This window comes from Archangium lansingense (assembly GCF_026626635.1).
Taxonomy (GTDB): domain Bacteria; phylum Myxococcota; class Myxococcia; order Myxococcales; family Myxococcaceae; genus Archangium; species Archangium lansingense.
Map to the genome: position 1 here is coordinate 1,467,761 of NZ_JAPNKA010000001.1, position 24,258 is coordinate 1,492,018.

At 68.5% G+C, this 24,258-nt stretch carries 20 protein-coding genes; 10 read left to right on the top strand and 10 right to left on the bottom strand.

All coding sequences use genetic code 11. The features are described 5' to 3' along the window. Nucleotides 1-23: 23 nt before the first annotated feature. Entirely contained in the window at nucleotides 24-2,615 is a 2,592-nt protein-coding gene (locus OV287_RS05905; protein WP_267532998.1) for a U32 family peptidase, read from the bottom strand. Between the two features lie 158 nt (nucleotides 2,616-2,773). Between OV287_RS05905 and OV287_RS05910 the strand changes: the two genes are divergently transcribed. Together OV287_RS05910 and OV287_RS05915 are read left to right on the top strand one after the other, a co-directional pair. After that, nucleotides 2,774-3,610 carry a DUF1570 domain-containing protein gene (locus tag OV287_RS05910; RefSeq protein WP_267532999.1) on the top strand — a complete coding sequence of 279 codons (837 nt, stop codon included), beginning with the start codon at nucleotides 2,774-2,776 and terminating at the stop codon, nucleotides 3,608-3,610. A 30-nt stretch (nucleotides 3,611-3,640) separates the two neighbouring features. Next, nucleotides 3,641-3,901: a hypothetical protein gene (locus OV287_RS05915; protein WP_267533000.1), complete on the top strand. Its 261-nt coding sequence runs from the start codon at nucleotides 3,641-3,643 to the stop codon at nucleotides 3,899-3,901. On the opposite strand, the gene OV287_RS05920 is transcribed toward OV287_RS05915, so the two are convergent. The 5 genes from OV287_RS05920 to OV287_RS05940 all read right to left on the bottom strand — a co-directional run bounded on the left by OV287_RS05920 (nucleotide 3,891) and on the right by OV287_RS05940 (nucleotide 12,378). After that, nucleotides 3,891-5,105 (bottom strand): aminotransferase class I/II-fold pyridoxal phosphate-dependent enzyme, encoded by a 1,215-nt coding sequence (locus OV287_RS05920; RefSeq protein WP_267533001.1) that lies wholly within the window; start codon nucleotides 5,103-5,105, stop codon nucleotides 3,891-3,893. The genes OV287_RS05915 and OV287_RS05920 overlap by 11 nt on opposite strands. 800 nt (nucleotides 5,106-5,905) lie before the next feature. Then, nucleotides 5,906-9,025 carry an efflux RND transporter permease subunit gene (locus OV287_RS05925; protein WP_267533002.1) on the bottom strand — a complete coding sequence of 1,040 codons (3,120 nt, stop codon included), beginning with the start codon at nucleotides 9,023-9,025 and terminating at the stop codon, nucleotides 5,906-5,908. A gap of 6 nt (nucleotides 9,026-9,031) precedes the next feature. Beyond that, a complete protein-coding gene (locus OV287_RS05930) occupies nucleotides 9,032-10,255 on the bottom strand; it encodes an efflux RND transporter periplasmic adaptor subunit (protein ID WP_267533003.1) in 1,224 nt (407 codons plus the stop codon). Next, a complete protein-coding gene (locus tag OV287_RS05935) occupies nucleotides 10,243-11,649 on the bottom strand; it encodes a TolC family protein (RefSeq protein ID WP_267533004.1) in 1,407 nt (468 codons plus the stop codon). Before OV287_RS05935 ends, OV287_RS05930 begins: the two co-directional genes overlap by 13 nt. Before the next feature lie 180 nt (nucleotides 11,650-11,829). Continuing rightward, complete coding sequence (locus OV287_RS05940; protein WP_267533005.1) at nucleotides 11,830-12,378, bottom strand: M15 family metallopeptidase; 549 nt, start codon at nucleotides 12,376-12,378, stop codon at nucleotides 11,830-11,832. A gap of 177 nt (nucleotides 12,379-12,555) precedes the next feature. On the opposite strand from OV287_RS05940, the gene OV287_RS05945 reads away from it, so the two are divergent. Continuing rightward, nucleotides 12,556-13,071: a styrene oxide isomerase gene (locus OV287_RS05945; protein ID WP_267533006.1), complete on the top strand. Its 516-nt coding sequence runs from the start codon at nucleotides 12,556-12,558 to the stop codon at nucleotides 13,069-13,071. Nucleotides 13,072-13,097: 26 nt separating this feature from the next. On the opposite strand, the gene OV287_RS05950 is transcribed toward OV287_RS05945, so the two are convergent. After that, entirely contained in the window at nucleotides 13,098-14,357 is a 1,260-nt protein-coding gene (locus tag OV287_RS05950) for an MDR family MFS transporter (protein ID WP_267533007.1), read from the bottom strand. 126 nt (nucleotides 14,358-14,483) lie between these two features. Between OV287_RS05950 and OV287_RS05955 the strand changes: the two genes are divergently transcribed. The 4 genes from OV287_RS05955 to OV287_RS05970 are packed head-to-tail and all read left to right on the top strand — an operon-like array spanning nucleotide 14,484 to nucleotide 17,901. Beyond that, entirely contained in the window at nucleotides 14,484-14,870 is a 387-nt protein-coding gene (locus OV287_RS05955; RefSeq protein ID WP_267533008.1) for a VOC family protein, read from the top strand. A 16-nt stretch (nucleotides 14,871-14,886) separates the two neighbouring features. Continuing rightward, entirely contained in the window at nucleotides 14,887-15,537 is a 651-nt protein-coding gene (locus OV287_RS05960; RefSeq protein ID WP_267533009.1) for a 2OG-Fe(II) oxygenase, read from the top strand. After that, a complete protein-coding gene (locus tag OV287_RS05965) occupies nucleotides 15,534-16,247 on the top strand; it encodes an SRPBCC family protein (RefSeq protein WP_267533010.1) in 714 nt (237 codons plus the stop codon). Before OV287_RS05960 ends, OV287_RS05965 begins: the two co-directional genes overlap by 4 nt. Nucleotides 16,248-16,302: 55 nt before the next feature. Next, the gene (locus tag OV287_RS05970; protein ID WP_267533011.1) at nucleotides 16,303-17,901 is read left to right on the top strand and encodes a serine hydrolase; all 1,599 of its coding nucleotides are present in this window, start codon (nucleotides 16,303-16,305) and stop codon (nucleotides 17,899-17,901) included. Nucleotides 17,902-17,910: 9 nt separating this feature from the next. Here OV287_RS05970 and OV287_RS05975 read toward each other — a convergent pair whose 3' ends face one another. Beyond that, nucleotides 17,911-19,143: a cytochrome P450 gene (locus OV287_RS05975; RefSeq protein ID WP_267533012.1), complete on the bottom strand. Its 1,233-nt coding sequence runs from the start codon at nucleotides 19,141-19,143 to the stop codon at nucleotides 17,911-17,913. An 11-nt stretch (nucleotides 19,144-19,154) separates the two neighbouring features. Beyond that, nucleotides 19,155-20,186, bottom strand: a complete 1,032-nt coding sequence (locus OV287_RS05980) for a histone deacetylase family protein (RefSeq protein WP_267533013.1) — start codon at nucleotides 20,184-20,186, stop codon at nucleotides 19,155-19,157. Nucleotides 20,187-20,474: 288 nt separating this feature from the next. Here OV287_RS05980 and OV287_RS05985 point away from each other — a divergent pair, with 288 nt between their 5' ends. Both OV287_RS05985 and OV287_RS05990 read left to right on the top strand, forming a co-directional pair. Then, the gene (locus tag OV287_RS05985; RefSeq protein ID WP_267533014.1) at nucleotides 20,475-21,359 is read left to right on the top strand and encodes an ATP-grasp domain-containing protein; all 885 of its coding nucleotides are present in this window, start codon (nucleotides 20,475-20,477) and stop codon (nucleotides 21,357-21,359) included. A gap of 166 nt (nucleotides 21,360-21,525) precedes the next feature. Beyond that, nucleotides 21,526-22,905 carry a hypothetical protein gene (locus tag OV287_RS05990; RefSeq protein ID WP_267533015.1) on the top strand — a complete coding sequence of 460 codons (1,380 nt, stop codon included), beginning with the start codon at nucleotides 21,526-21,528 and terminating at the stop codon, nucleotides 22,903-22,905. Between the two features lie 9 nt (nucleotides 22,906-22,914). On the opposite strand, the gene OV287_RS05995 is transcribed toward OV287_RS05990, so the two are convergent. Next, the gene (locus tag OV287_RS05995; protein ID WP_267533016.1) at nucleotides 22,915-23,625 is read right to left on the bottom strand and encodes a hypothetical protein; all 711 of its coding nucleotides are present in this window, start codon (nucleotides 23,623-23,625) and stop codon (nucleotides 22,915-22,917) included. Nucleotides 23,626-23,754: 129 nt separating this feature from the next. On the opposite strand from OV287_RS05995, the gene OV287_RS06000 reads away from it, so the two are divergent. After that, entirely contained in the window at nucleotides 23,755-24,228 is a 474-nt protein-coding gene (locus tag OV287_RS06000; protein ID WP_267533017.1) for a hypothetical protein, read from the top strand. Nucleotides 24,229-24,258: the final 30 nt, after the last annotated feature.

Consider the following 24,258-nt stretch of genomic DNA (forward strand, 5'->3'; position numbering starts at 1 on the left):
TTGCCTGGCTGTGAGCCCCACCCTCAGCTCAGCACCTTCATCGTGCCTCGCGTGACGCCGAACTGCTCGTGCACGGCCGTGCGTCGCACCGCCTCGGCCGGGGAGATCCTTCCGGCCAGCAGCTCCTGGTAGGCCCCCAGCACGCGCGTGGCTTCCTCCTGTGACTCGCGCACGAACTCCACGCGGAACCGGCGCACCCCGCGCTCCAGCAGCTTGGGCACCAGCGAGGCCGCGCTCTGCGCCTGCGCGTTGAACACCGTGTTGCGGCAGCCCACGTCCACGATGACCGGGTGCTCCAGCCCGATGCGATCCCTCAGGGAGATCTGATGCTTCTCGCACGGCCGGCCGCAGCTCTTGAAGTCGCGCCCGTTGGAGAGCGTGTGCGAGTACACGCAGTGCTCCGTGTGGAACGTCGCGATGTGGTGGTGCAGCGCCACGGCGAAGCGGTGTGCCGGCGTGTGGTCGAGCAGCGAGAAGAGCTGCGTCTCGTCCAGGTCGTGCGAGAAGGTGAGCGTGTCCAGCCCCAGCCCCAGCAGGTGCGCCGCCGTCAGCGAGTTGGTGACGTTGAGCGAGAAGTCCCCGTGCAGCACCGGGCGTGGCTGGCCCGCCGGCCGCTCCAGGAAGTGCATCAGCGCTCCCCAGTGGCGCACCAGCACCGCGTCGGGGCGCAGCTTGTCGATGCGCGCGTCGTAGCCCTCCTCGCCTGGTTTCTGCACGCGCACGGTGGCGATCGTCACGCGCAGCCCGGCGGCCTTCGCCCGCTCCACCGCGCGCTGCAGGCCCACCATCTCCATCCAGTCCAGCTCCACCTCACGCAGGCCAGCGGCGAGGACTGCCTCCAGCTGTGCGTCGTTGCGGCACAGCGGCAGCAGGCGCGGAGTCTCCTCGGCCGCCACCTCGGGCACGCGCGCCAGCAGCGAGGCGCGCACCTGCTCCAGCACCGGCGTCTCCACCACCGTCCGCTTGTGGCCGCGCTCTACCGCCGCGGTGAGCTCCGCCACCAGGTCACGGCGCAGCGCCTTGAGCTCCGAGACGGGCAGGTGCAGGCCCGGCGTCAGTTCCGTGCAGTCCATCCCCGCCAGCGTGAAAGGCGTGCCGCCGAAGGCGCCCAGCTTGTCCTTCAGCAGTGCCTCATCCAGGCCCTTGCCCCGGGATACGGTGAGCGGCGTCGGGCTGGAGGCCGAGCACTCGTGCCCCCAGGCGCTTGCATACAGGCGCAGCGGGGTGCCCTCGGCGCCGGAGACCTTCAGCGTGAGCGGGATGCGGCCCTCGGGCTCGCCATGGGAGATCAGGCCCTCGGTGCGGCGCACCAGGGACGGGTCGCTGTTGAGCCATACGCGCTGCCCCGGCGCCACCCGCCCCAGGTCCGGACCCGGGTGGCCGAAGCCCAGCACCCAGCCCTGGCCCTTCCGGTCCACGCGAAAGATGGGGCCTCCCGGCTCGTGCTTGTCCTCGGGGGTGCTCGCATCGAAGACGACGCCCATGCCCGGGCGCGGGTCCACCGCGGCCGGGGTGGGCTCTCCGCCCGGAAGGGGAGAAGAGATCGGTCCGTTGGGCGCCTCGGGGCGCTCCTCGCCCAGGCCGAGACCTCCTGTCCACGGGCGCTCCTCGGAGGTGACGAACACCTCCTTGCCAGACACGGAGCGCACGCGGCCGAGGTACACACCCCGGTGCTTGGGAAAGCGGCCCTCGACGAGCGTCTGGTGGTCCGAGCCCCCGAGGAAGCCATTCGAGAAGCCTCGGCTGTACGTGAGGGACATGTCGGCCAGGTCCTTCTCGAGCTGGCGCTCATCCGGTCTGCCGGCCATGACTCCGTCTACCCACCGCCGGTAGCCCTGCACGGTGGTCACCACGTACTGCGGGCCCTTGAGGCGGCCTTCGATCTTCAGGCTGTGAACGCCGATGTCGACAAGCTCGGGTACGGCCCGCACGCCCGCCAGGTCCTTGGGGCTGAGCAGGTAGCGCACGTCGCCGAGGTCGCGCGTCTGGTTGTCCACCACCAGGTCATAGGGGAGGCGGCAGGACTGGGCACACTGGCCGCGGTTGGCCGAGCGCCCGCCCCAGGCCTCGCTGGTAAGGCACTGACCACTCCACGACATGCACAGCGCGCCGTGGATGAAGACCTCCAACTCCATGTCCGTCTGGCTGGCCAGGCGGCGGATTTCGACGGTGGAGAGCTCGCGAGGGACGACGACGCGGGTGACGCCCAGGCTTCGCGCGAAGCGGATGCCCTCGGCGCTGGAGACCGTCATCTGCGTGGAGGCGTGCAGCTCCAACTGGGGGCAGATGGCGCGGGCCAGCAGTGCGATGGCCGGGTCCTGGATGATGAGCGCATCCACGCCCGATTCGGCCACGCGCCGCAGGATGCGCTCCACCAGGGGCAGCTCGGGCTCGAAGACGAGCGTGTTGAGCGTCACGTAGGCGCGGGCCCCGGCCCGATGGACGGCCACCATCGTCTCGGGCAGGCGCTCGAGCGAGAAGTTGTCGGCGCGGGCGCGGGCGTTGAAGCCCTCGTCCAACCCGAAATAGACGGCATCCGCTCCGCTGGCGAGCGCTGCGCGCAGTGAATCGAAGTCGCCCGCGGGTGCGAGGATTTCAGGACGTCGGGAAGGCATGCTGCCTCCATAACACGCGGCCCGCCTTCCGGTGCCCGCTCGGAGCAGTCCCCCGGTCCTCCCCCGGGCGAGAGAGGGGCGCACGGGTGTGTTTCCAAGCTCATGCCCTGAGGTGTCGCCGGATGAGGACCCCGGTGCTCTGGCGTTAGGCTGTCTTCATGCACCGAGGCCTCCGGGCAGTCACCCTGCTTGCCGTTTTCATCGCATCCACGGGGTGTCTGGGGCCACGCTTCGCCCGGTGTCCCGGCGAGGGGGGCCGTCCCTGGCTGGAGGTGGAGAGCGAGCACTTCACGCTGCGGACGGACCTCTCCATCGAGGAGGCTCGGAAGGCCGCAAGCTACCTGGAGCAGACTCGCATCGCCCTGCTATCGGCCGCGTGGCCCTCGGCCGCTCAACGGCAGATGGCCAGGGTCACCGTCTACGTCTTGGCTGAGAGTTCGGACTTCGAGAGCCTCTTTCCCCGGCGGGTCTCTGGGTTCTTCTCCCTGCAGGGCCATGAGCCGCTCATCGTCCTCCATGGCCCTCCCAAGACGTGGGAGCAGCGCTTCTCGAGGCGCTCGGAGGCGTCTTCGTCCACGTTGAAGCACGAGCTCACCCACCACCTGAGCACCTATGTCCTGCTTCGTCAGCCCCGCTGGCGGTCCGAGGGACTGGCCCAGTTCCTGGAGACGCTGCGGCTGTCCGAGGATGGCAGGACCGCTATTCTGGGCACCCCGCACCTGCGTGCCTCCCTGTACATGAAGAGGGTGCTGGACCTGTCCCAGCGTGGGCTGCTGCGCGACAGGGAGTGGTCCATGCAACGGGTGCTCACCTGGGATGACCGGCCGCTCGATGCGTACGCGGATTGGGAGTTGCTCACCCTCTATTCGGGGAACTGGTTGCTCGTGCACTGGCTCTACAACACCCAGCCCGAGTCTTTCGCGCAGTACCAGGCCCGGTTGGCGCAGGGGAGGGCGCCCGCACTGGTCCAGCCCGAGGTGCTGCCGGAGTTGTGAGATGTAAGCGCGGTCAACGAGCTGACGTGGTTGTATCTCTCCCAGCAGCGTTACGAGGAAGCGATGCCGCTAGCGGCGCAGGCCCTCGAGCTGGCCCCCTGGAGCATCGCCATCTTGGATACCTACGCCATGGCCGCCGCGGGGCTCGGCCGTTGCGAGGAAGCCCTCGTGACCGAGCAGCGCGCTCTCGGCATGTTGCAGGAGCACCCGAACGCGGCGCTGGAGAAGGAGCTCCGCGAGCGGCTCGCGGTCTTCGCCTCGACGCCGTGTGTTCCCTCGCTCACGCCTTGAGGTGGGTGCCCGTCAGGTAGCGCTCGCGGACGAACGCCTCCAGCCGGTCGAAGGCCATGGTGAGGATGTCCTCCGGCGGGAGGAACACCACCCGGAAGTGCTGCGTGCCGGCTTTCTGCCCGAAGCCGCTGCCGTGGACGAAGAGCACTCCCGTCTCTCGCAGCAGCGACAGCACGAACTGCTCGTCATCCGTCACGCCGGGCAACTGGAGGCGGACCATCGCGTAGAACGCGGCGGCCGGCTCCACCACGGACAGGCCGGGGGTGGCGTTGATGCGGCGCACCATCAGGTCACGCCGCGAGCGCATCCGCTTCATCATCTCCGGGATGTGCTCCTGCGGCCCCTCCAGCGCTGGCTGGATGGCGTACTGCTGCGGGGCGGGCGCGCACAACCGGGCATCCGCCAGCCGCATCACCGCGCTCTTGAGCTCCGGCATCAGGTGCGAGTTGCAGAAGACGAGCCACCCCATCCGCCAGCCACAGGCCACGTACGCCTTGGACAGGCCGTTGAAGGTGATGATGGGCACGTCCGTCGCCAGCGACGCGGTGGGGGTGTGTGCCTTGTCGTAGAGCAGCTTGTCGTAGATTTCGTCGGAGAGGATGACCAGCCCGCGCCGCCGGGCGAGCTCCAGCAGCCCCTCCAGCACCTTGCGGTCGAGCACCGCGCCCGTGGGGTTGTTGGGGTTGCACAGCAGGAGCGCGCGGGTGCTGGGCGTGCACAGCGCGTCGATCTCCTCCAGGTCCAACGTCCAGCCGTGCTCCTCGTCCAGGGTGTAGGGCACGCCTCGGGCGCTGAGCTTGGCCATGAGCGCGCTGTAGAGCGGGTAGCCGGGGCAGGGCAGCAGCACGCTGTCCCCGGGCTCCAGCAGCGCCGTGAGGGCCAGCTCCAGTGCCTCGCTGGCGCCGCTGGTGACCACCACGTCCGAGGGCGCGACGCCGGGGATTCCAATGCGCGTGCACTCGCGGGCGATGGCCTCGCGTGCGGCCGGGATTCCCGCCGAGGGCGCATAGCCGTTGTGCCCGTCCCGCATCGCCCGGTGCACCGCCTCGATGAGGTGTGGCGGCGTCTGGAAGTCGAACTTCAGCGGATCCCCGATGTTCAGGAAGAGGATGCGCCGGCCTTGGGCTTCCAGGCGGTTCGCCTCGGCCACGACGTTGCGGATGGCGTATCGGACGTTCTCGATGTGCTTGGCAGGGCGGACCAAAGGAACCCTCGATGATGGATGGGAACATCTACCACCCGGTTCGCGCTTCGTCCTGGCTGCTCTCCTGCCGTGCCACCTGGCGGAGGTGGGGTCCGGCCTCGCCTCGTGACGCGGGCGAGGCCGAATCCGGAAGCACTTCGGGTCTCTGTCTGGCGACAACATGAAGAGCTGGAAGCCTGGACTCACCCTGGGACTCGTCGCGGGCGCTCTCTCCGGTGGCATGGCGATGGGGGCCAGCAGTCCCTCGACGGCGCCCCTTGTGTGGGGTGCCGCACCAACTGGCAGCGGTGCGTGACCCGCTGCAATGGCAACACGAGCTGCCAGGCCCTGTGCGCCGATGACTACGACACCTGCATGAGCCTGTGCACCTACGACTACCCGCTCCCTCCGTGATGCTCCTGGAGGTTGTCCCAGATAAGGACAGAAATGTCCGATTTTAGGACAGGCATGAACTGCGTGAACAAACCCATGGAATTACGATGGATTTGGGTGGATTTGTCACGGAGCGTTACATTTATGCGATGAAGGAGTGGAGCCCTGACGCACCGGGTCAGTGTTGGCGCCCCAGCAATATCGAGGGGTTGGCTGCTGGCACGCCAAGTGCTTAAGAGAGGCCTACACCCCGAGGCAGGCCGTCAACTCCTCCTCCTCTGACGGCCCGCTATGGTGCGCGGCGGGTGAGCCTCCCCCAGAGGGCTCGCCCGCCGCTGTTTTTTTTGGCGGGCCAGGTGGGCGCGGACTCGAAGAGTTCCTGCACGGCCCGCGGTCCTGCTCATCAATCTTCAATGCCGTGACGCCCTTCACCTCTCATGGTGCTTGAGCAGCTTCGTGCGGGCCGTCTCCACCAGTGTGTACAGCACGGGGATGAAGATGAGGTTGACGAAGGTGGACAGCAGCATGCCACCGAACACCGCCGTGCCCAGCGACTTGCGCGAGGCGGCACCCGCGCCCGTGGCAATCACCAATGGCACCACGCCCAGCAAGAAGGCGAAGGACGTCATGATGATGGGCCTCAGCCGCGTGTCGGCCGCTTGAATGGCTGAGTCCACCACGCTCTTGCCTTGATGACGCAGCTGCTCGGCGAACTCCACGATGAGCACCGCGTTCTTGCTGGACAGGCCCACCAGCATCAGCAGACCGACCTGACAGAAGACGTCGTTGGCGAGCCCTCGCAGGTACTGGAAGCCCAGCGCGCCGAGGATGGCCACCGGCACCGCCAGCATGATGACGAAGGGCAGGGCGAAGCTCTCGTACTGCGCCGACAGCACCAGGAAGACGAAGACGACGCCCAAGGCGAAGATGAGCGCCACCTTGCCCGCGGACTGCTTCTGCTCGAGCGACAGACCCGTCCACTCGAAGGTGAAGCCGGCGGGCAGGCCCTGGCGGGCGACGGCCTCCATGGCCTCCAGTGCCTGGCCCGTGCTGACCCCGGGCGCGCCCTGTCCGTTGATGGTGGCGGAGCGGAACAGGTTGTAGTGCTGGATGTTCTGCGCGGTGGTGACGGGCTCTACCTTCACGAGGCTCTCCAGCGGCACCATGTCCCCCTGCGCCGAGCGCACGTAGAAGGCGGAGATGTCCCGGGGCTCGTTGCGGAAGGGCATGGCCGCTTGCACGTAGACGCGGTAGACGCGGTTGGCGAAGGTGAAGTCGTTGACGTACTGGCTGCCCATGTAGACCTGCAGCGTGGAGTAGAGCGAGTCGAGCGACACGCCGAGCGACTTGGCCTTCTCCCGGTCCACCGACACGTTGAGCAGCGGGGTGCTCGCCGTATAGGAGGAGAAGACGCCGCGCAGGTCCTGTGACTGGTTGGCCCGCGCCGAGAGCTGCTGTGTGGCCGCGGCCAGCTCGGCCAGCGAGTGGTTGCCCTGCTGGTCCTCCAGGACGAACTCGAAGCCGCCCACGCTGCCCACGCCGCGGATGGTGGGGGGCTGGAAGGGCAGCACGCGCGCTCCGGGGATGGAGGCGAAAGGCCCTCGTAGCCGGTTCACCAGCCCGGCCACGCTCTGCTCCTTCTCTTTGCGCTCCTCCCAGGGCCGGAGGTTGATGAAGAGGACGCCGTAGTTCGGGCCGGTGCCCAGCAGGGAGAAGCCGCCCACGGTGAAGATGTCCGCTACCTCCTTCTGCTTGCGCAGCACCTCCTCCGCCTGAAGGAGCACCTGCCGCGTGTAGTCCAGCGACGTGCCCTCGGGACCCTGGACGGCGACGATGAGGTAGCCCTGGTCTTCCTCGGGGATGAAGCCGGTGGGCATGACGCGGTAGAGCAGCGCCGTGAGGCCCAGGAGCACCACGAAGGCGCCCAGCACTGCCCATCGCAGGCCAGGCCGCAGCAACCGACCCAGGAAGCGGGCATACCCGCGCCGGAAGGCGTCCATGCCCTGGTCCACCCAGTGGAAGATGCGCCACTTCTGGCCCTCGTGCGCGCGCAGCAGCCGGGCGCATAGCGCGGGGGACAGCGTGAGGGCCACCAGGGCCGACAGGCTGATGGAGAAGGCGAGGGTGAGCGCGAACTGCCGGTAGATGGAGCCCGTGGTGCCTGGGAAGAAGGCCACCGGGACGAACACCGCGGAGAGCACCAGTGCGATCGCCACCACCGCGCCGCCCACCTGCTTCATGCTCCGGTGGGTTGCCTCGCGCGCGGGTACGTTCTCCTCCACCATGACGCGCTCGACGTTCTCGATGACCACGATGGCGTCGTCCACCACCAGGCCCGTGGCCAGCGTCAGGCCAAAGAGCGTCAGCGTGTTGAGCGAGAAGCCGAACGCGCTCACGAAGGCGAAGGTGCCCACCAGCGACACCGGCAGCGTCGTGGCCACCACGAGGATGCTGCGCCAGCCGTGCAGGAAGATGAAGATGACGAAGATGACCAGCACGATGGCCTCCGCCAGCGTTTGCAGCACCTCCTCGATGGAGGCCTGCACCGCCCTCGTGGTGTCGAAGGCGCTCTCGTAGACCATGCCCGGCGGGAAGTTGCCCTTGAGCCGCTCCAGCTCGGCCACCACGCCTTCGCGCACCTCCAGCGCGTTGGAGCCGGGGAGCTGGAAGATGCCCAGGCCCACCGCGTCCCGGCCGTTGAAGCGCAGAAGCTGGTTGTAGTTCTCCGCCCCCAGCTCCACCCGGCCCACGTCCTTCACCTGCACCAGCGAGCCGTCCCCGCCGCGCTGCAGGACGATGTCCCCGAATTGCTCCGGCGTGGAGAGCTGGCCAAGCACCTGCACGTTGATTTGATACGTCTGCCCCTGGGGCGAGGGCGGCTGGCCCACCTGCCCGGCGGCCACCTGCACGTTCTGCTCGCGCAGCGCGCTCACCACGTCCTGTGCGGTGAGGCTCCGGCTCGCCAGCTTCGTGGGGTCCAACCACAGCCGCATGGCGAAGCGGCGCTCGCCGAAGATGCGCACATCGCCCACGCCGTTCACGCGCAGCAGGGCATCGCGGATGTAGACGTCCGCGTAGTTGCTGAGGAAGCCGGTGTCGTAGCGCCCCTCCTTGTCATACAGCCCGAAGGACATGAGCAGCTGCGACTGCGTCTTGTTGATGGTGATGCCCAGCGCGTTCACCTCGGCGGGCAGTCGTGCCGAGGCGGTGGCCACTCGGTTCTGTACGTCCACCGCGGCGACGTCCAGGTCTCGCTCCGGCTCGAAGGTGACGGTGATGGTGCTGGTGCCGTTGTTGCTGCTGGTGGAGGAGATGTAGCGCATGCCCTCCAGGCCGTTGAGCTGGCGCTCCAGCACCGTCGTCACCGCGCTCTCCACCACCTCCGCGGAGGCGCCGATGTACGTGGACGTCACCGTCACCTGCGGCGCCGCGAGGTTGGGGTACTGCTCGATGGGCAGGCTGGGGATGGAGATGGCCCCCACCAGGGTGATGAGGATGGAGACGACGCTGGCGAAGATGGGCCGGCGGATGAAGAAGTCGGAGAACATGGGCGCTCACTTCCCCCCGTCCGGGCTCGGAGCCGTGCCCGCGTCCCCAGCGCCACCCGTGCCCGCATCCGCCGCGCCGCCCACACCCGGCCCTTCACCTGGCAGGTGCTTCACGGGCCTGGGCTGGATGGGCTGCCCATCCTGTAGCAGCTGCAACGAGCCGACGATGACCTGCGTTCCCTCCTCCAAACCCTCCAGCAGCTCGTAATAGTTGCCCTGGAGCCCGCCCAGTTTCACCGGCCGGCGCTGCGCCACCATGGAGCCGCCGTCGCCCTGCACCGCCACCATGGCGAAGTACTGGCTGCTCTGCTGCGTCACCGCGAAGCTGGGCAGCCGCAGGGCCTCGCGCGTGGCGTACACCACCTGGGCGTGCACCACCTGGCCTGCGAGCAGCCCATGCGTGTTGTCGAAGGCTGCCTTCAGCTCCACCAACTGCGTGCGCGGGTCCGGCGTGGGGGCCACGAAGAAGACGGGAGCGCTCACCAATGGCTGGCCCTCGTCGTCCAACACCGCCACTTGCGTGCGACCGACCTTCACCTCCGCGGCACGCTCGGGTGGCACCGCGACGGACACCTCCAGCGCCCGGCTCTGGTCCACGTTCGTCAGCACCGTCTGCGGGGTGACGTAGTCGCCCACCTTCACGGGGATGTCGCCCACCACGCCGGCGAAGGGCGCTTCCACCCGGTAGTAGCCGAGCTCCACCTGCTGTGCCTGGAGCTGGGCCTCTGCCGCGCGCGCGCTGGCCTCGGCCGCCGCTGCCTGGGCCTCCGCCTGCTCATAATCCTGCCGGCTCATGAGCCCCTCGCTCAGCAGCTGCTCGGCGCGCTGGCGGGTGCTGCGCGCGAACTGCCGCTGGGCCAGGGCCGAGGCGCGCTGGGCCCGGGCGCCCTGCAAGCCCGCGCGCTCGCGCCTCGGGTCCACCTCCAGCAAGGGCTGGCCCTGCTTCACCTGCTGGCCCGGCTTCACGGAGATGCGCTGCACGTAGCCGGCCACTTGCGGATAGACGGTGATGCTGCGTCGGGAGATGAGCGTTCCCAGGTACTCGCCCGTGTCTCGCACCTGGCCCGGTCGCAGCTCCATCACGTCCACCTGCATCGCCTGGGCGCCTCCGGGCCCTCCATGACCTCCGGCTCCGCCCTGCGGCCCTCCCTGTCCTGGCGAGCGCTGACACCCGGCCAGGACCAGGGCCACCAGCCAGACTCCCCACACTCCCTGCCTCACCAGTCGCATGCCGCCTCCACCAGGAATGCCTCGATCCGCGCCTGGAACAGCTGGAACTCCCTCACCACCAGATTCAGCTCCGCCTGCCGCAGCGCCGCCGCGGACACCACCAGGTCCTGACTCGTCCCGGTGCCCACCTCGAAGGCTCGGCGGGTGAGCCGGTCGTTCTCCGCTGCGAGCTCGCGCCCCCGGGTGGCGATCTCCTGCTCCGCCCGCGCCACGTCCAACTCGCGCCGCACCTGCCGCACCTCGACTGTGGCCGCGCGCTGCCTCCCCACCACGTCCTGGCGCACTGTCTCCTCCTGGGCCCGGGCCTGGCGCACGCGGCCTCCGCGCGCTCCTCCCTCGTAGAAGGGCAGGGTGAGCACCGCGCCGATGTTCCACACGGGCACTCGCGCGAAGCCCGGGTCCACCGTGAGGCCCACCACCGTGCTCTGCGCCTCCAATGTGGGGATGTACTGCGCCTGTGCCGTCGACACGTCGTGCCCGGCTGCCTCGAGCTGCGCGCGCGACGCCGCCAGGTCCGGCCGCTCCTCCAGCGACGGGAGGCTCCGGCACTGCTGCCGGCCGCGGTTGAACAGCTCCTCCAGGGACACGTTCCGCGCCAGCCCCACTGGCTGATCCTGGCCCAATATCAGCGCCAGGGCATCGCGCGACTCCTGCAGCGAGTTGTCTCCAGACACCACCAACGAGCGTGCCGACTCCGCGTCCTGCCGCAGGCGGATGACGTCGAGCTGGGTTCCTGCGCCCAGCTCCAACCGCCGCTCGGCGAGCGCCAGCCGCTCCAGGGCGGAGCGCAGGTTGACGCGGTTCACCTCGGCGAGCCGCTCGGCGGAGGCCTCCCGCGCCAGCGCTCGGGCGAGCTCACCGGTGAGCTGGCGCCGCGTCTCCTCCAGCGACAGCTCGGCGGCGCGGCGTGAGGCGCTGGTCGAGCGCAGGGATTGGATGGCGCTCCAGTCGAACAGGGGCACGGAGGCCGTCACCGTGGCGGTGCCCAGGGGCGAGGTGGGCAGGGGGCCGTCCCCACCGCCACCGCTGACTCCTCCGCCGATACCCCCTCCACCAATGCCGCCGCCGAGGAAGGGCGTCGAGCTCGGGTTGATCACGTTGTATTGGACACCGGCCGAACCGGCGACAGTGGGCAGCAGTCCGGCGAGCGCCACGCGCCGCAGTCCCGCGGCGGACTCCACGCGGGCCAGTGCGACGCGCAGGTCCGTGGAGCGCTGGCGCAGCAACTCAAGGGCCTCGTCCCACGAGCCCACCAATATTGGAGCCGGAGGCACGGGCTCCAGCAGCGGGTCGGAGACCTGGGGTTGGAAGGGAGGAGGCACGGCCGTGGGCTGCTGCGCTCCGGCGGGGAGGCTGGCGTGCCAGAGCAGGGCTGTGAGCAGGAGGGCAGTCATGACAGGCCGCCCACGTTGATGCCTGCTGCTGCGCAATGCCTCCTACCGAGGGGCAGTCCTGACACATCAGGACATTGTGTGTGCCCGGTAGCGAGCACTTGCGTCACCCTGGCGCAGGAATGCGACAGCGGGACGAGGCGGATGCTCGCCAGTGGGCACTCGAGTCCCGGTGTTTCGGCGTCAGCTCAGGTCTTTCGAGGCCGTCCTCGGCTCCTCCACGGGCCGGGGTTGGCCGAGGCAGTCGGTGTCTGGAGGAGGCGCGCGGGTGGTGCGGGGCCGGTACTCCCAATGCCACGGCTCGGAGGGCACGGTGCGTCGGAAGCCATGGCGGCACGCGTTGGCCGCGAGCCAGCGGTAGGTAGGCGACTCCTCGTCCCCTACGACTACGTCCACCGCGAGGCCCCGCTGGTGGTTGGAGCGGCCGGGGCGTGCGGCCTTGGGGCCCAGGCCCTTGCGGTAGCGTTCGTAGAGGAGGCGCTGCTCCTTCCGGGTGCGGTAGCCGCTGGTCACCCAGAGCCAGATGCCCTCCGAGCGGGCCGCGGTGGCCATCCGTTGAAAGGAGGCCGCGGCGTCACGGCGCAGCGACTCACCGCCGGGAAGTTTGACGAGGTGCCTGGCGGTAGCCGTCTTCGCCCGTTTGCGTTTCGCGTCCGCGGCGGGCGCGAGATCGGGAACGAGCAGGCACACGAGGGCTAGCAGGAGGCTCCAGCGGAGCGGCGGGAACGGCATGGGGCGGTTCCTGTCCAGGGGGGCAGGAGAGGGTGCTCTCACATTCATTCCCGGAATGCGAGCAGGCGGCCGGGCAGGCGCCACGTGGTCCGCTGGCTTCAAACCGCTCTGAAACCAGGCTCAACAGGGGGGTGGCTCGTCTGGCCGTCTGCTCTCCCGGTAGAGTGAGGGCCTCCCATGACGACTGCCCTCCGTCCCGTGCCTCCGAGCGAGGAGTCTTCTCCTGCTCCTGTTTCCCTCTCCTCCGCGGCCCCGCTGCCCGCCGCACGCCTGATGGCGCATGCCGCTGCATGGCTGACGCTGCTGGGTCTGCTCACCGGTGGCTACGTCTCCGCGGCCATGACGGGCAAGGTGCCCGCGGATCCTCAGGTGGCGCTCGCCTCACACCTCAACGCGTTGATGGGGGCCTTCCTGCTGCTCGGCGTGGCGTGGACGCTGCCGATGCTGCGCTATGGGGCCACGGGACAGAACCGGCTCGCGTGGGCCTTCATCGTGGCCAACTTCGCCAACTGGTTCGTCACCGGCGTGAAGGCGTGGCTGCGCGTCGCCGGTGTGGATGCCACCGGCGAGCCCGTGAATGACGCAGTGTTCGGCGTGCTCACGCTGTCCGTGGTGTTGCCGGCGCTAGGAGCGGCGGCGGCCTGGGTGTACGGCTTCCGGCGTCCCGCTGCTTCTCCAGAGCCCCGTACGTAACAGGCCTGCACCTGGCCTGAGGCGCCTCAGTCGAGCGAGGCGCTCAGGTCGGAGCGGGTGCGGCGCAGGGCCTCCATGCGGTGGCGTCGGGCATCGGCGACGGCCAGATGCCAGCCGGCCGCGAACACTCCCACCGCGAGACAGCCGCCCCACAGCGTATAGGCGCCGTAGTGCCCCATCACCCAGGAGCCGAGCGTGGGGGCAATGCCCGCCGACAAGGCCCACAGCATGTAATAGGCACCCTGGTAGGTGCCGCGCTGCTCGGGGGGAGCCAGGTCCGCCACCACCGCCGAGGCCACGGGCGCCTGGGCGATCTCCCCCAGCGTCCATATCACCACCGCGAGCACCGCCAGTCCCGGGCTCGCGCCGAGCGCGTGCATCCCGAAGCCCAGTCCTGTCAGTCCCGAGGCCCAGGCCAGCGAAGTCGCGCGCCGTATCCGTCCGATGGCCCGCCCGGCGAAGGGCTGCAGCAGCACGATGAGCACGCCGTTCACCGAGAGCACCGTGCCGAAGGTCGCCAGCGACATGCCTCTCGAGGTCAGGTCCAGCGGCAGCGTCACGTTGTTCTGGGAGAAGATGATGCTGGTGAGGAGGATGGGCAGGGCGAAGGCGAGGAACACCGCATCCCGGAAGGGGGCCAGCGAGGGGAGCCGCTGGGTGGAGTCCGCTGCTGGTGCCGCTCGTTCGGGGCGCGTCTCCGGCACCTTCCACCAGACGATGAGGCCGTAGAGGAAGGTGGTGCAGGCGTCCGCCACGAAGAGGGCGAGGAAGCCGAAGCGCGAGGCCAGTCCCGCCAGGGGCAGGGCGATGGAGAAGCCTACGTTCACGACCCAGTAGAGCAGGCCGTAGGCGCGCGTGCGGTCAGCGGGCTTCACCACGTCGGCGATCGCCGCAGACACCGCCGGGCGGTACAGGTCACCCAGCAGGCCCAGCATGAAGGCCGACACACAGATGTGCCAGGTCGCCTGAGCGAAGCCCAGCGACAGCATGGCCGCCGAGCCCAGCCACAGTCCCGCAACCAGCGTCTTGCGCCGGCCGATGCGGTCCGCCAGCGTTCCGCCCACCAGTCCCGCCAGCACGCCTCCGGTGCCGTGCAGCGACACCACGAGCCCGGCCTCCTCCACTCGGAAGCCGCGCTCGCGCGTGAGGTACAGCGTCAGGAAGGGCACCACGAAGGCACCCAGCCGGTTCACCAGCGTTCCCGTCCACAGGTACCAGTACGTGCCCGGCAATCCTCCCGCCGTCGCCCGGAACTCCGCCCGCAGTTGCCCCAACAGGTGCTTCATGACGGGGCGCAGCTTGCGGGAAGTGGCTCGAGGGCGCCAGAGGGGGCCTCGGGGCAGTCCCTTCCCGCCTTTCCCATACTCCGGGAGCGCGTGACCCGCGTAGGATTCACGCCAGGAGGAGGACGAGTGAACCGACCCTACAAGCCGGAAGGCTATGCGAGCGTCTCGGTCTACGTGATGGCGAATGGCGCCCAGCGGGTGATCGACTTCTTGAAGAAGACCTTCGACGCCACGGAGCTGCGCCGCTACGACAACCCGGATGGGTCCATCATGCACGCCGAGGTGCGGATCGACGACACGGTGGTCATGCTCGCGGATGGTGGAGGCTCGTTTCCGGCGTTTCCCGTCTGGCTCCACGTCTATGTCCCGGATGTCGATGCGACCTACCGGCGCGCGCTGGCGGCGGGCGGAGTCTCCGTTCAGGAGCCGCAGCAGAAGGGCGACCCGGATCGCCGGGGTGGTGTGAAGGATCCCTCGGGAAATACGTGGTGGATTTCCACCCAGATGGAGTGAGACCGGAGCTTCTCGCATGCGCTTCCAACCGCCCTGGGGCGGGGCCTTTCGCCTCCAGACCTTCGTTCACCGCACGCCCGAGGCTCTGCCCGCCGGATCCATCGAGTCCATCCGGTCGGCCATCCTGGGTTCCTCCCTGCTCGGGGAGACCAACCTGTCGTCACAGTTCTCGGGCACCTATGGCTTCTCGGTGACCTTCCGGCGCGAGGCCCTGTCCGAGGTGACGGGCCGTTTTCCTGCCTTCGCTCCGTTCCTCGAGACCGCGCTCCTGTCGGACTGCAACGCGTTCCTGCTCAACCCGCTGCTGATCCAGAACGGGCGCGGAGTGGAGGCCCACCTGGACAGGAGCATGGGGCACTACGGAGCGGGCATCGGCTGTCCGGTGGCCGTGAGTGTGCTCTACGTCCATGTGCCCGAGCAGCTCGCGGGAGGAGAGCTGCGGCTGTACCACCGAGGCGCGCGGGTGGCGGCGTTGGCGCCCATGGCGCGCTCGCTGGTGACGTTCCGGGGAGACCTGGTGCACGAGGTGGTGGCGGTCGAGACCGGCGCCCCGGAGCTGTCGGAGGCGCGTATCAGCCTGGTGGTCGAGCAGTACCGCCTGTCGGAGGCGCTGCTCGAGAAGGTGCCTCAGCTCGAGCTGCGGACGCGGACGGGAGCGCTGGCATGAGCGAGCTGGAGACGGAGTGGCTGGAGCTGGAGTGGTGGGTGGCGCAGAGCCCGGAGCAGGTCTTCGCGGCCATCGAGGACCCCTTCCAGATGCGACGATGGTACGGGGCTCCAGCGGGAGGCCATCGCCTCGGAGAGGAGGGTGACGTGGAAGGAGGTGAGCCCTTCCGGGTGAACGTGCTCGATGCGAAGGGGGCTCCCCTGACGCAGACGGGCCGCATCCTGAAGGTGCACCCGGGCAGGGGCTTCGAGATGGAGCTGGCCTGGAACGGCGGGGACTTCGGCTACGAGACGACCCGCCTCTCCTTCACCCTCCAACCCGCGGAGGGGGGCACGCGCATCGAGGTCCGCCAGGGGCCGATCTCGAGCCACGCGGTGGAGGATGCGCATCGGGCGTTCTGGAAGGCCAACGTGGGACGGCTGACCCGCGTCGCCTCCGGAGAAGCCGTGCCCTGCTTCGAGGAGTTCTGGGAGGAGTCGAGTGGCTTCGTCGAGCCGCTCGGCATGGCGGCCTATACCGTCCTCGCGGGCATGAGGGAGGCTGGGGCGGCGCCCGAGCTCCTCGCGCAGGTCGAGGAGACGCTCTACTCGCATCTCTCGCGCCTGCCGGAGGAGACCGCGAAGGTGCTCGGGGCCGTGCTTCGCGCACGCCTCCAGGGGGGCCTCCCGAGCGGTGGAGGAGAAGGCGGCGGAGCCGGGAACGCCCGTTGAGGGGGTGGCGCGGGTTGCACTACCCTCGCGCGCACCTCCCCGAATCGGAGTTTCCGTGCGGCGTCTCCTCGCGCTTCTCTTCCTCCTCGCTCCCCTCACCACCGCCCTCGCGCAGTCGATCCCCAAGGAAAAGGAGCTCGACACCCTCGTCCAGCGGACGATGACGACGTTCGAGGTGCCAGGAATCGCGATTGCCGTCGTCAAGGACGGCAAGGTTGTCCTGTCCAAGGGCTATGGCGTGCGGAAGCTCGGCGAGACCGCGCCCGTGACGCCCGAGACGCTCTTCGGCATCGCCTCCAACAGCAAGGCCTTCACGGCGACCGCGCTGGCGATGCTCGTCGACGAGGGGAAGCTCCAGTGGGACGACCGCGTCATCGACCACCTCCCGTCGTTCCAGATGTACGACCCCTACGTCACGCGCGAGCTGACGGTGAGGGACCTGCTCGTCCATCGCAGCGGCCTGGGGCTCGGTGCGGGTGACCTGCTCTACTTCCCCGCCTCTTCGTTCACCGAGGACGAGATTGTCGCGAAGCTGCGCCACATCCGGCCCGCGAGCAGCTTCCGCAGCCGCTATGCCTACGACAACATCCTCTACCTCGTCGCCGGGAAGGTGATTGAGAAGGCGAGCGGCCAGCCCTGGGGAGACTTCATCCGCGACCGCATCTTCACGCCGCTCGAGATGAAGTCGAGCAACACGAGCGTGGCGGACTTCCGGCCGGGTGCCAACGTGGCGATGCCGCACGCGAAGGCGGATGGGCGGCTGCAGGCCATCGCGCCGATGAGCTTCGACAACAATGCACCCGCGGCGGCCATCAACTCGAGCGTGAATGACCTGAGCCGCTGGATGCTCGTGCAACTCGCGAAGGGCGCGATTCCCGGGAGCAGCGGAGCGAAGCGGCTCTTCAGCGAGAAGCAGTCACGGGAGATGTGGTCCGCGCAGACCGTCCAGCCCATCAGCGAGCCCCCCAAGCCGCTGGCCGCGCTGAAACCGGAGTTCTCGGCCTACGGGCTGGGGTGGGGGCTGCGCGACTATCGTGGCCACAAGCTGGTGACTCACACGGGAGGGTTGCCGGGCTACGTCTCGCGAGTGGTGCTCGTGCCTTCGCTGGGCCTCGGGGTGGCCGTGCTGACCAACCAGGAGGAGCGCGGCGGCTTCGAGGTGCCAGCCTTCGCCATCCTGGATTCCTACCTGGGTGCCCCGCGCACGGACTGGGTCGCCGCATTCAAGGCGGCGGACGAGGAGAAGACGAAGAAGGCCGAGCTGGCGGTCAACGAGAAGCGCACCGCTCGGAGCACGGAGTCGAAGCCCTCGCTACCGCTCGGCAAGTACGCGGGGACGTACCGGGATGCGTGGTACGGCGATGCCACGATTGCCCTGGAAGGGGACCGCCTCGTTCTGCGCTTCCTCCGCACGCCGGCACTCACCGGCGAGCTGGAGCACTGGCAATACGACACCTTCGTCGCTCGCTGGCGGGACCGGACCCTGAACGCGGATGCGTTCGTCAACTTCTCCCTGAAGCCGGACGGGGCGATCGACCAGCTGAAGATGCAGCCGGTGTCGCCCCTCACTGACTTCAGCTACGACTTCCAGGATCTGCTCTTCACCCAGGTGAAGCAGGCGGAGGGCGCGGCGGTCACCCAGACCCAGCCATGAGGGCGTCCGCTATGTGTCCCAGGCCAGCATGAGCTGCTCGTGGTGACGCACCGGACCAGGCACCAGCCGAGGGGGCTCCACCAGCCGGAGCCCTGGCAGCTTGCGGGTGAGCACCTCCAGCATCACCCGGGCGTCCAGCCGGGCCAGGCCCGCTCCCACGCAGACGTGGATGCCCTTGCCAAAGCCCAGGTGGTGTCCCACCTCGGACCGGCTGGGGTCGAAGCCCTCGGGCTTGGGGAAGCGCTGCTCGTCCCGATTGCCCGACAGCAGGATGAGGGTTACCCGCTCGCCAGCGGGCACCTTCACCCCACCCACTTCCACTTCCGTGACCGTCTTCCGGGCCACGATGCTCACTGGCGACTCGTAGCGGAGCACCTCCTCGACCACCCGGGGAATCGTGTGCGGCTCCGCGACCAGCCGCTGCCAGCGCTCGGGCTGCTCCAGCAGCACGCGTACCGCCATGCCCAGCAGGCTGGAGGTGGTCTCGTGGCCGGCGGAGATCAGCACCATCACCATCGCGGCCAGCTCCTCCGGGTCCCGGTCCGTTCCCTCGCTCAGCCGCTGAGCCAGCACGGTCATGCCGTCCTCGCGAGGATGGGCCACGCGATCGGAGATGAGCCCCGCCACGTAGCGCTGCATGTCCACCACCGCGCGGATGCACTGGAACTGCAGCTCCAGTGTCTGGGCGCGGAGCGACAGCAGCATGGCGAGGTGGTAGGCCCAGCGCTTGAAGGTGTCCATCATCTCCAGCGGCAGGCCCAGCCACGCGAAGATGACCCGGATGGGCAGTGGGTAGGCGAAGCGGCTGATGAGGTCCACCTGCCCTTCCTGGATGAACCCGTCTACCAACTCCTCGGCGATGCTCCGGACGAGGGGTTCCAGCGAGGTGAGCGTCTCCTTGGAGAAGAGCCGGGTGAGGATCTGCCGGGAGCGCGTGTGCTGGGGCGGATCATCGAAGAGCAGGGGGATGTTGCGGTAGCCCGACTCCGCCAGGTACGCCTGCGCCTCCGGGTGCAGCGCCCCGCGAATCTGCGATTCGAGATTCGAGGAGAAGCGCTGCGGGTCCTGCAGGACGGAGTAGATGTCCTCGTAGCGTGTCACCACCCAGGCGCCCAGCGCCTCGCTGAAGAAGACGGGCTGTTCACGCCGGGCCTCGGCGAAGAGGGCCTGGATGTTCTCGTGCAGGGGCGGCACGAAGGGATTGAAGGTTTTGCCCGAGAAGGGGCAGCCGGAGGTGCTCATGGTTTGTTTCCTCAGCGCTTGTGCAGGAAGCCTTCCAGCACGCCAGCGACGTTGGTGCCGATCTCATCCACCGCGTAGCCGCCTTCCTGCACGAACACCGTCGGCACCTTCAGTCCGGCCAGCCGCTGTCCCATCTGCGGATAGTGCTCCTGGGCGAGCTTGAAGGCGCTGATGGGATCGCCCTCATAGGTGTCGACGCCGAGCGACACCACCAGGGCATCGGGTGAGAACGAGCCGATGGCGTCCATGGCCGTATTCAGGGCGGCGCTGTACTCCTTCCAGACGGTGCCGCGAGGCAGCGGGAGGTTGAGGGTATAGCCCTCTCCTGCGCCCGCGCCGCGCTCGTCGGCGTAGCCGAGGAAGTAGGGGTACTCCGTCTCGGGAGTCGCGTGGATGGAGACGAACAGCACGTCCGAGCGCTCCCAGAAGATGTCCTGGGTGCCGTTGCCGTGGTGGTAGTCCACGTCCAGCAGTGCCACCCGTGCGAAGCCACGGTCGCGCAGGTGCTGGGCCGCCAGGGCGGCGTTGTTGAGGAAGCAGTAGCCGCCGTAGAGGGAGTGTCCGGCGTGGTGTCCGGGTGGACGGCACAAGGCGTAGGCGCTCTTCTCGCCTTCGGAGACCAGCGCAGCGGCGGTGAGCGCGCAGTGCGCGGCGGCGAGGGCGGCCTCCCAGGTTCCCTCGACGATGGGCGTGCTGGCGTCGAAAGCGTAGTAGCCCATCCTGCCGTTGATGCCGGAGGGGATGTGGTCACGGCGCAGGCCGCGGGCGGGAAAGCCGCTTGGCAGCATGAAGCCCTGCTTGCCGAGCGCCTGCCACTCCGCATGGGCGGTGCGCAGGAACTCGACGAACCCGGCGTCATGGACGCGCAGCAGCGACTCCTGGGGGAAGGAGCGCGGTTCGAGCACTTCGAACCCGGCGCGCGTCACGGCCTTCAGGATGTAGTCGGCGCGAACCGGCATCTCGAAGCAGGGCACCAACTCGCCGCGATGCAGTTCCTTGCCACCGTCGTGGCGGGCATGCAGGGGGGAATGAACGACTTTCACCGGGTGAGCTCCACGGCTGAAGGGGGAGAGGCGCCCGGCGAGTTCTAACGCAGCGCTGGCCTACCATCCAAGGTGGGGGGGGCCTCCGTCCAGCATGGGGGTGAAAGGTGGAGACACCCGGCGGCTTGGCACGTCAGGTTTCCAGAGCGGAGTGCGTCGTTGAGCTCGAATACTCGCTTGCGATGTGACGCCGGCCGCTGCCACCGCGGACTGGCCGCTGCGCATTTGTCAGCCCTCGCGCCGAGCCGCCGTCTGGGGTGCACCCACCCACTGACGAGAGGTTCGCGAATGGCGACGAGCTCCCGCATCAAACGGGCCATCGTGTTTGGCCGGAATCCGCATCAGTCCGATTCCTTCGACACGGAGGCCGAGGCGGCCGAAGCACTGGGCATCGAGACCTTCCAGCTCGATCTGCACGCGCTGCTCGAGGGCAACACGGAGCGAGCGCTCGCCGCCATTCCAGACCGGGGTCATCTGCGGCTGCTGTATCGAGGGTGGATGCTCACGGGCGAGGAGTACGAGTCGCTGGACGAGGCGCTCGGCGAGCTGGGCCACGAGCTGATGACGACCCCCGATGAGTACGCGGCGGCGCACTACCTTCCGAACTGGTACCCGCGGCTGAAGGGGTACACCGCCCGCTCCGTGTGGACCGAGGGCCCGGACCCGTTGGAGGCGTGGCATGCCGCGCAGGAACTGGGCTCGCCGCCGTGGTTGGTGAAGGACCATGTGAAGTCGGCGAAGGAGCGCTGGGCGGAGGCGTGCTTCGTTCCGGCCGGAGCCACGCGAGAGGACTTCGAGCGGATTTGCAGCGCGCTGCTCGAGGAGCGCGGAGACCGCTTCGAGCGTGGCTTCGTCGTCAGGCGCTTCCTGCCGTTCAAGGTCCGAGGGCGGACGCCGAGCGGGCCCGCGCATCTCGAGTTCCGGCTGTTCTTCGGCCGGGGGCGGCTCCTGGCGGCGGAGTCCTATGATGACTTCGACGTCGACGTTCCAGATTTCTCAGCCTTTGAGCGGCTCGCACGGAAGATCGACGCGCGCTTCTTCACCATGGATGTCGCGATGCTCGAGGACGGCCGCTGGGTGGTGGTGGAGGTGAACGATGGAGGGGTCTCCGGGCTTCCAGCGAGCATCGACCCCCGCGAGCTGTTCGCGGCGTTGCTGGGCGTGGAGCGTTGAATGACACGCCCTGGGCAGGGCTGACGCGTCACTGACGTGTCATTCGCCCGGGCCCGGGCGTCTCTGTCGGTGAGGCTCCCTCTGACGAGGTTCGGGCACGCGCATTGCTTTGGAACCAGCGTGCGCGCACAGGACGTGCGCCGCCGCATTCAAAGGAATGAAGGACATGCTCTCTCTGCTCAGCTCCACCGCTTCGAAGGGGCCTCGCTCGCGCTCGTCCAGGCTCCTGCCCTGGTTGGCCTGCCTCGGGCTGGGTCTCGCCGCCCCTGGCTGCGAGCCGACCGATGACGGCAACAAGGACCCTCTCGATTACACGCACCCGTTGGAGGAGGGGACTCCCATCTGCGGGCGGCCCGACTTCAACCAGATGTTCCCGTACTCCATCCGCTCCGAGACGCTTCCGGTGCTCGTCCACTACTACAAGGAGTCCGAGCGGGAGACGGCCCAGCAGGTGCTCGCGTTCGTCGAGAAGGGCTGGGACTATCACGTCAACCGGCTCGGCATGCGGCCGGGGCTCACGGACAAGGGCGAGTGCGGCCCTGATGATGCCTTCGACGTGTTCGTGTGGAAGGGGCACCGAAGCTGCCTCGTCAACGTGCTCTCGGGTGAGCCCTCCACCTGGTGGGATGACCGGCGCGGTTTCATGGTCGTCGATCCGTGGGGTCCCTACGGCGGACCCGAGCTCGAGGAGACCGTGGTCCATGAGATGGCGCATGCCTCGCAGGCCGCGGACGACTGGTACGAGGCCCCCCACACCTTCGAGATGTCCGCCGTCTTCGCGGACCAGGTGTACGCGGACTGCTACATCAAGACCTACTTCGACGACTTCCAGGCCCACCCGGACTGGGCGCTGGACCGTGATGACAAGTACGAGACCTGGTACATGTACGGCTCGTCCATGTACCTGCTCTACCTGAAGGATCGCTTCTTCGAGGGCAATCCGCAGTTCCTCTCGCGCATGTGGTTCGGCTCGCGCAACCCGCCGAGCGCGGAGAATGACCAGACGCTCAACGAGCCGGACTTCGCAGACGCGCTCGATGCGATGCTGAAGGACCAGAACTCGAGCTACGTGGAGACCGTCCCCGAATTCTCGCGCTGGCGCTGGTACACCGGCGATCACGTGGATGACCGCCACTTCCATCACTTCAAGGACGGGCTGGACAACCTCAAGGCGGCGAAGCTCGCGCTGGCGGCCCAGCAGGAGGCCAGGCCGGGCACCATCAGCATCAATGAGAACGCGCCGATGATGCTCGGCACGAGCTACATCGAGCTGTCGGCCGGTGCGAGCACGCCTCAGAAGGTGTACGTGTCCCTGAACGCGTCGAGCGACGCGGGGCGCCGCTTCGTTGTCCAGGCCGTGCCCGGGCTGACGCCGGACTCCGATGGTGAGTTCCTGGACCTCGCCTCGGGCCCCAAGGAGTTGAAGTTCGTGGCGGACCAGAAGCGGACCCTCATCGTCACCGCCCTCCCGACGGGTCCGTATGATCCCGACCTGAGGACCGAGGACCGGTATCCCTTCTCGATCGTCGTCTCGGACAAGCCGTAGGTGGTGGGCTCAGGGGGAGGCTGAGCGCTCGGGCCTCCCCAGTCCCGCGAGTTCGGATGCGAGCAACTGAGCCACTTCGGCTGGGAATCGCTCCGACAGGAGAGGCATCAGCCTGCGAGCGAGGTCCTCCTGCTCCTTCCGGGCCGCGAGGGCTGCTCTCGCGAGCGCCAGGGGTGAGAGGTGCCATGCATGGAACACCCCGTTCCTGTCCGGCTCTTCTTCCCGGAGGAGCAGCCACGGCTCCTCCCAGGCGGCGAATACCTGGGGGTGGCCGATCCAGAATCCGTCGGCGTGGAGGCGGGTGGCGTCTTCCCAACTGCTCAGGTTCCCCAGGTCGCCGCAGCACCTGGGGGTCAGCACGACGTGCTCGCCTTCGAGCAGAACCTGTCCTCCCGCCATCGGGGAGACGTGTTCGAGCGGCTCCTCCGCCTTCGTGGAGTCGAGCGACTGCAGTTGGACCCGGAGCAGCTGGCGAAGGACGTGAGGGTCCGTGAGCCGTGAGACCGGGACGAGCCAGCTCCCCGGGAGCAATGGCTCCAGCCGGATGCCCGCTTTCGCGAGGCTCCGCTCCCAGTAGTGCTCCATGTCCATGGGAACTTCCTCGTGTGAACCCTCGGGAAGATCCAAGCGGGCATAGGGCCCCGGCTCGAACTCGACGAGGGGCACCAGTCGGAGGTCGCCAGACAGCGTGACGGTCTCACGTGTGGGGGGAGGCGGCATGCGGGCTCAGCGTAACAGGTGTGCTCCCCCGGCTGCTCCCCGTGCCAGCACGGAGAACGTCGGGTGGACGAGCGAGTGACGGTGCGTGGAAATGGCGTTGGTCAGGCAAGGACGTTAAGGGTGAGGACCATGGATTCCACGACCACCGACCTGGCCACCTGTCTGCTCTGTGGCGCTGGAGCCTCTCCCGCGCTGCACCTGCCTCGCTTCGCTGGCGCCTCGTGTCAGGGCTGTGCTCAGCGCGTGGGACACCTGCTGGTGCAGGACCCCACGCTGCTGACGGACATCTGGCCGCTGCTCTCCGACGACTCGGAGCTGGAGGAGCCCGAGCCCACGGTGCAGCGCGCGGATGGGAAGACGGTGGAGTTGCGCCAGGTCATCGCGGAGATGAAGCGTGAGCTGACGGTCGAGGACCGGATGAAGCTCGCCGAGATGTACGGGGAGATCGGGTTGATTCGCGAGCAGCTCGAGGAGTGTGGCCGGGTGCTCGTCGCCGCGTCCTCCGTCGACCTGGCCCAGCGTGCGCTCAACGTGCTCTTCTCGTCCGAGCTGTGCTCGCCCCGCGGGCTCGAAGAGCTCCGCGGGCGCTTGTTCCCAGCCTGATATGGCTGGAGATCCACCCGGATTTGCAGC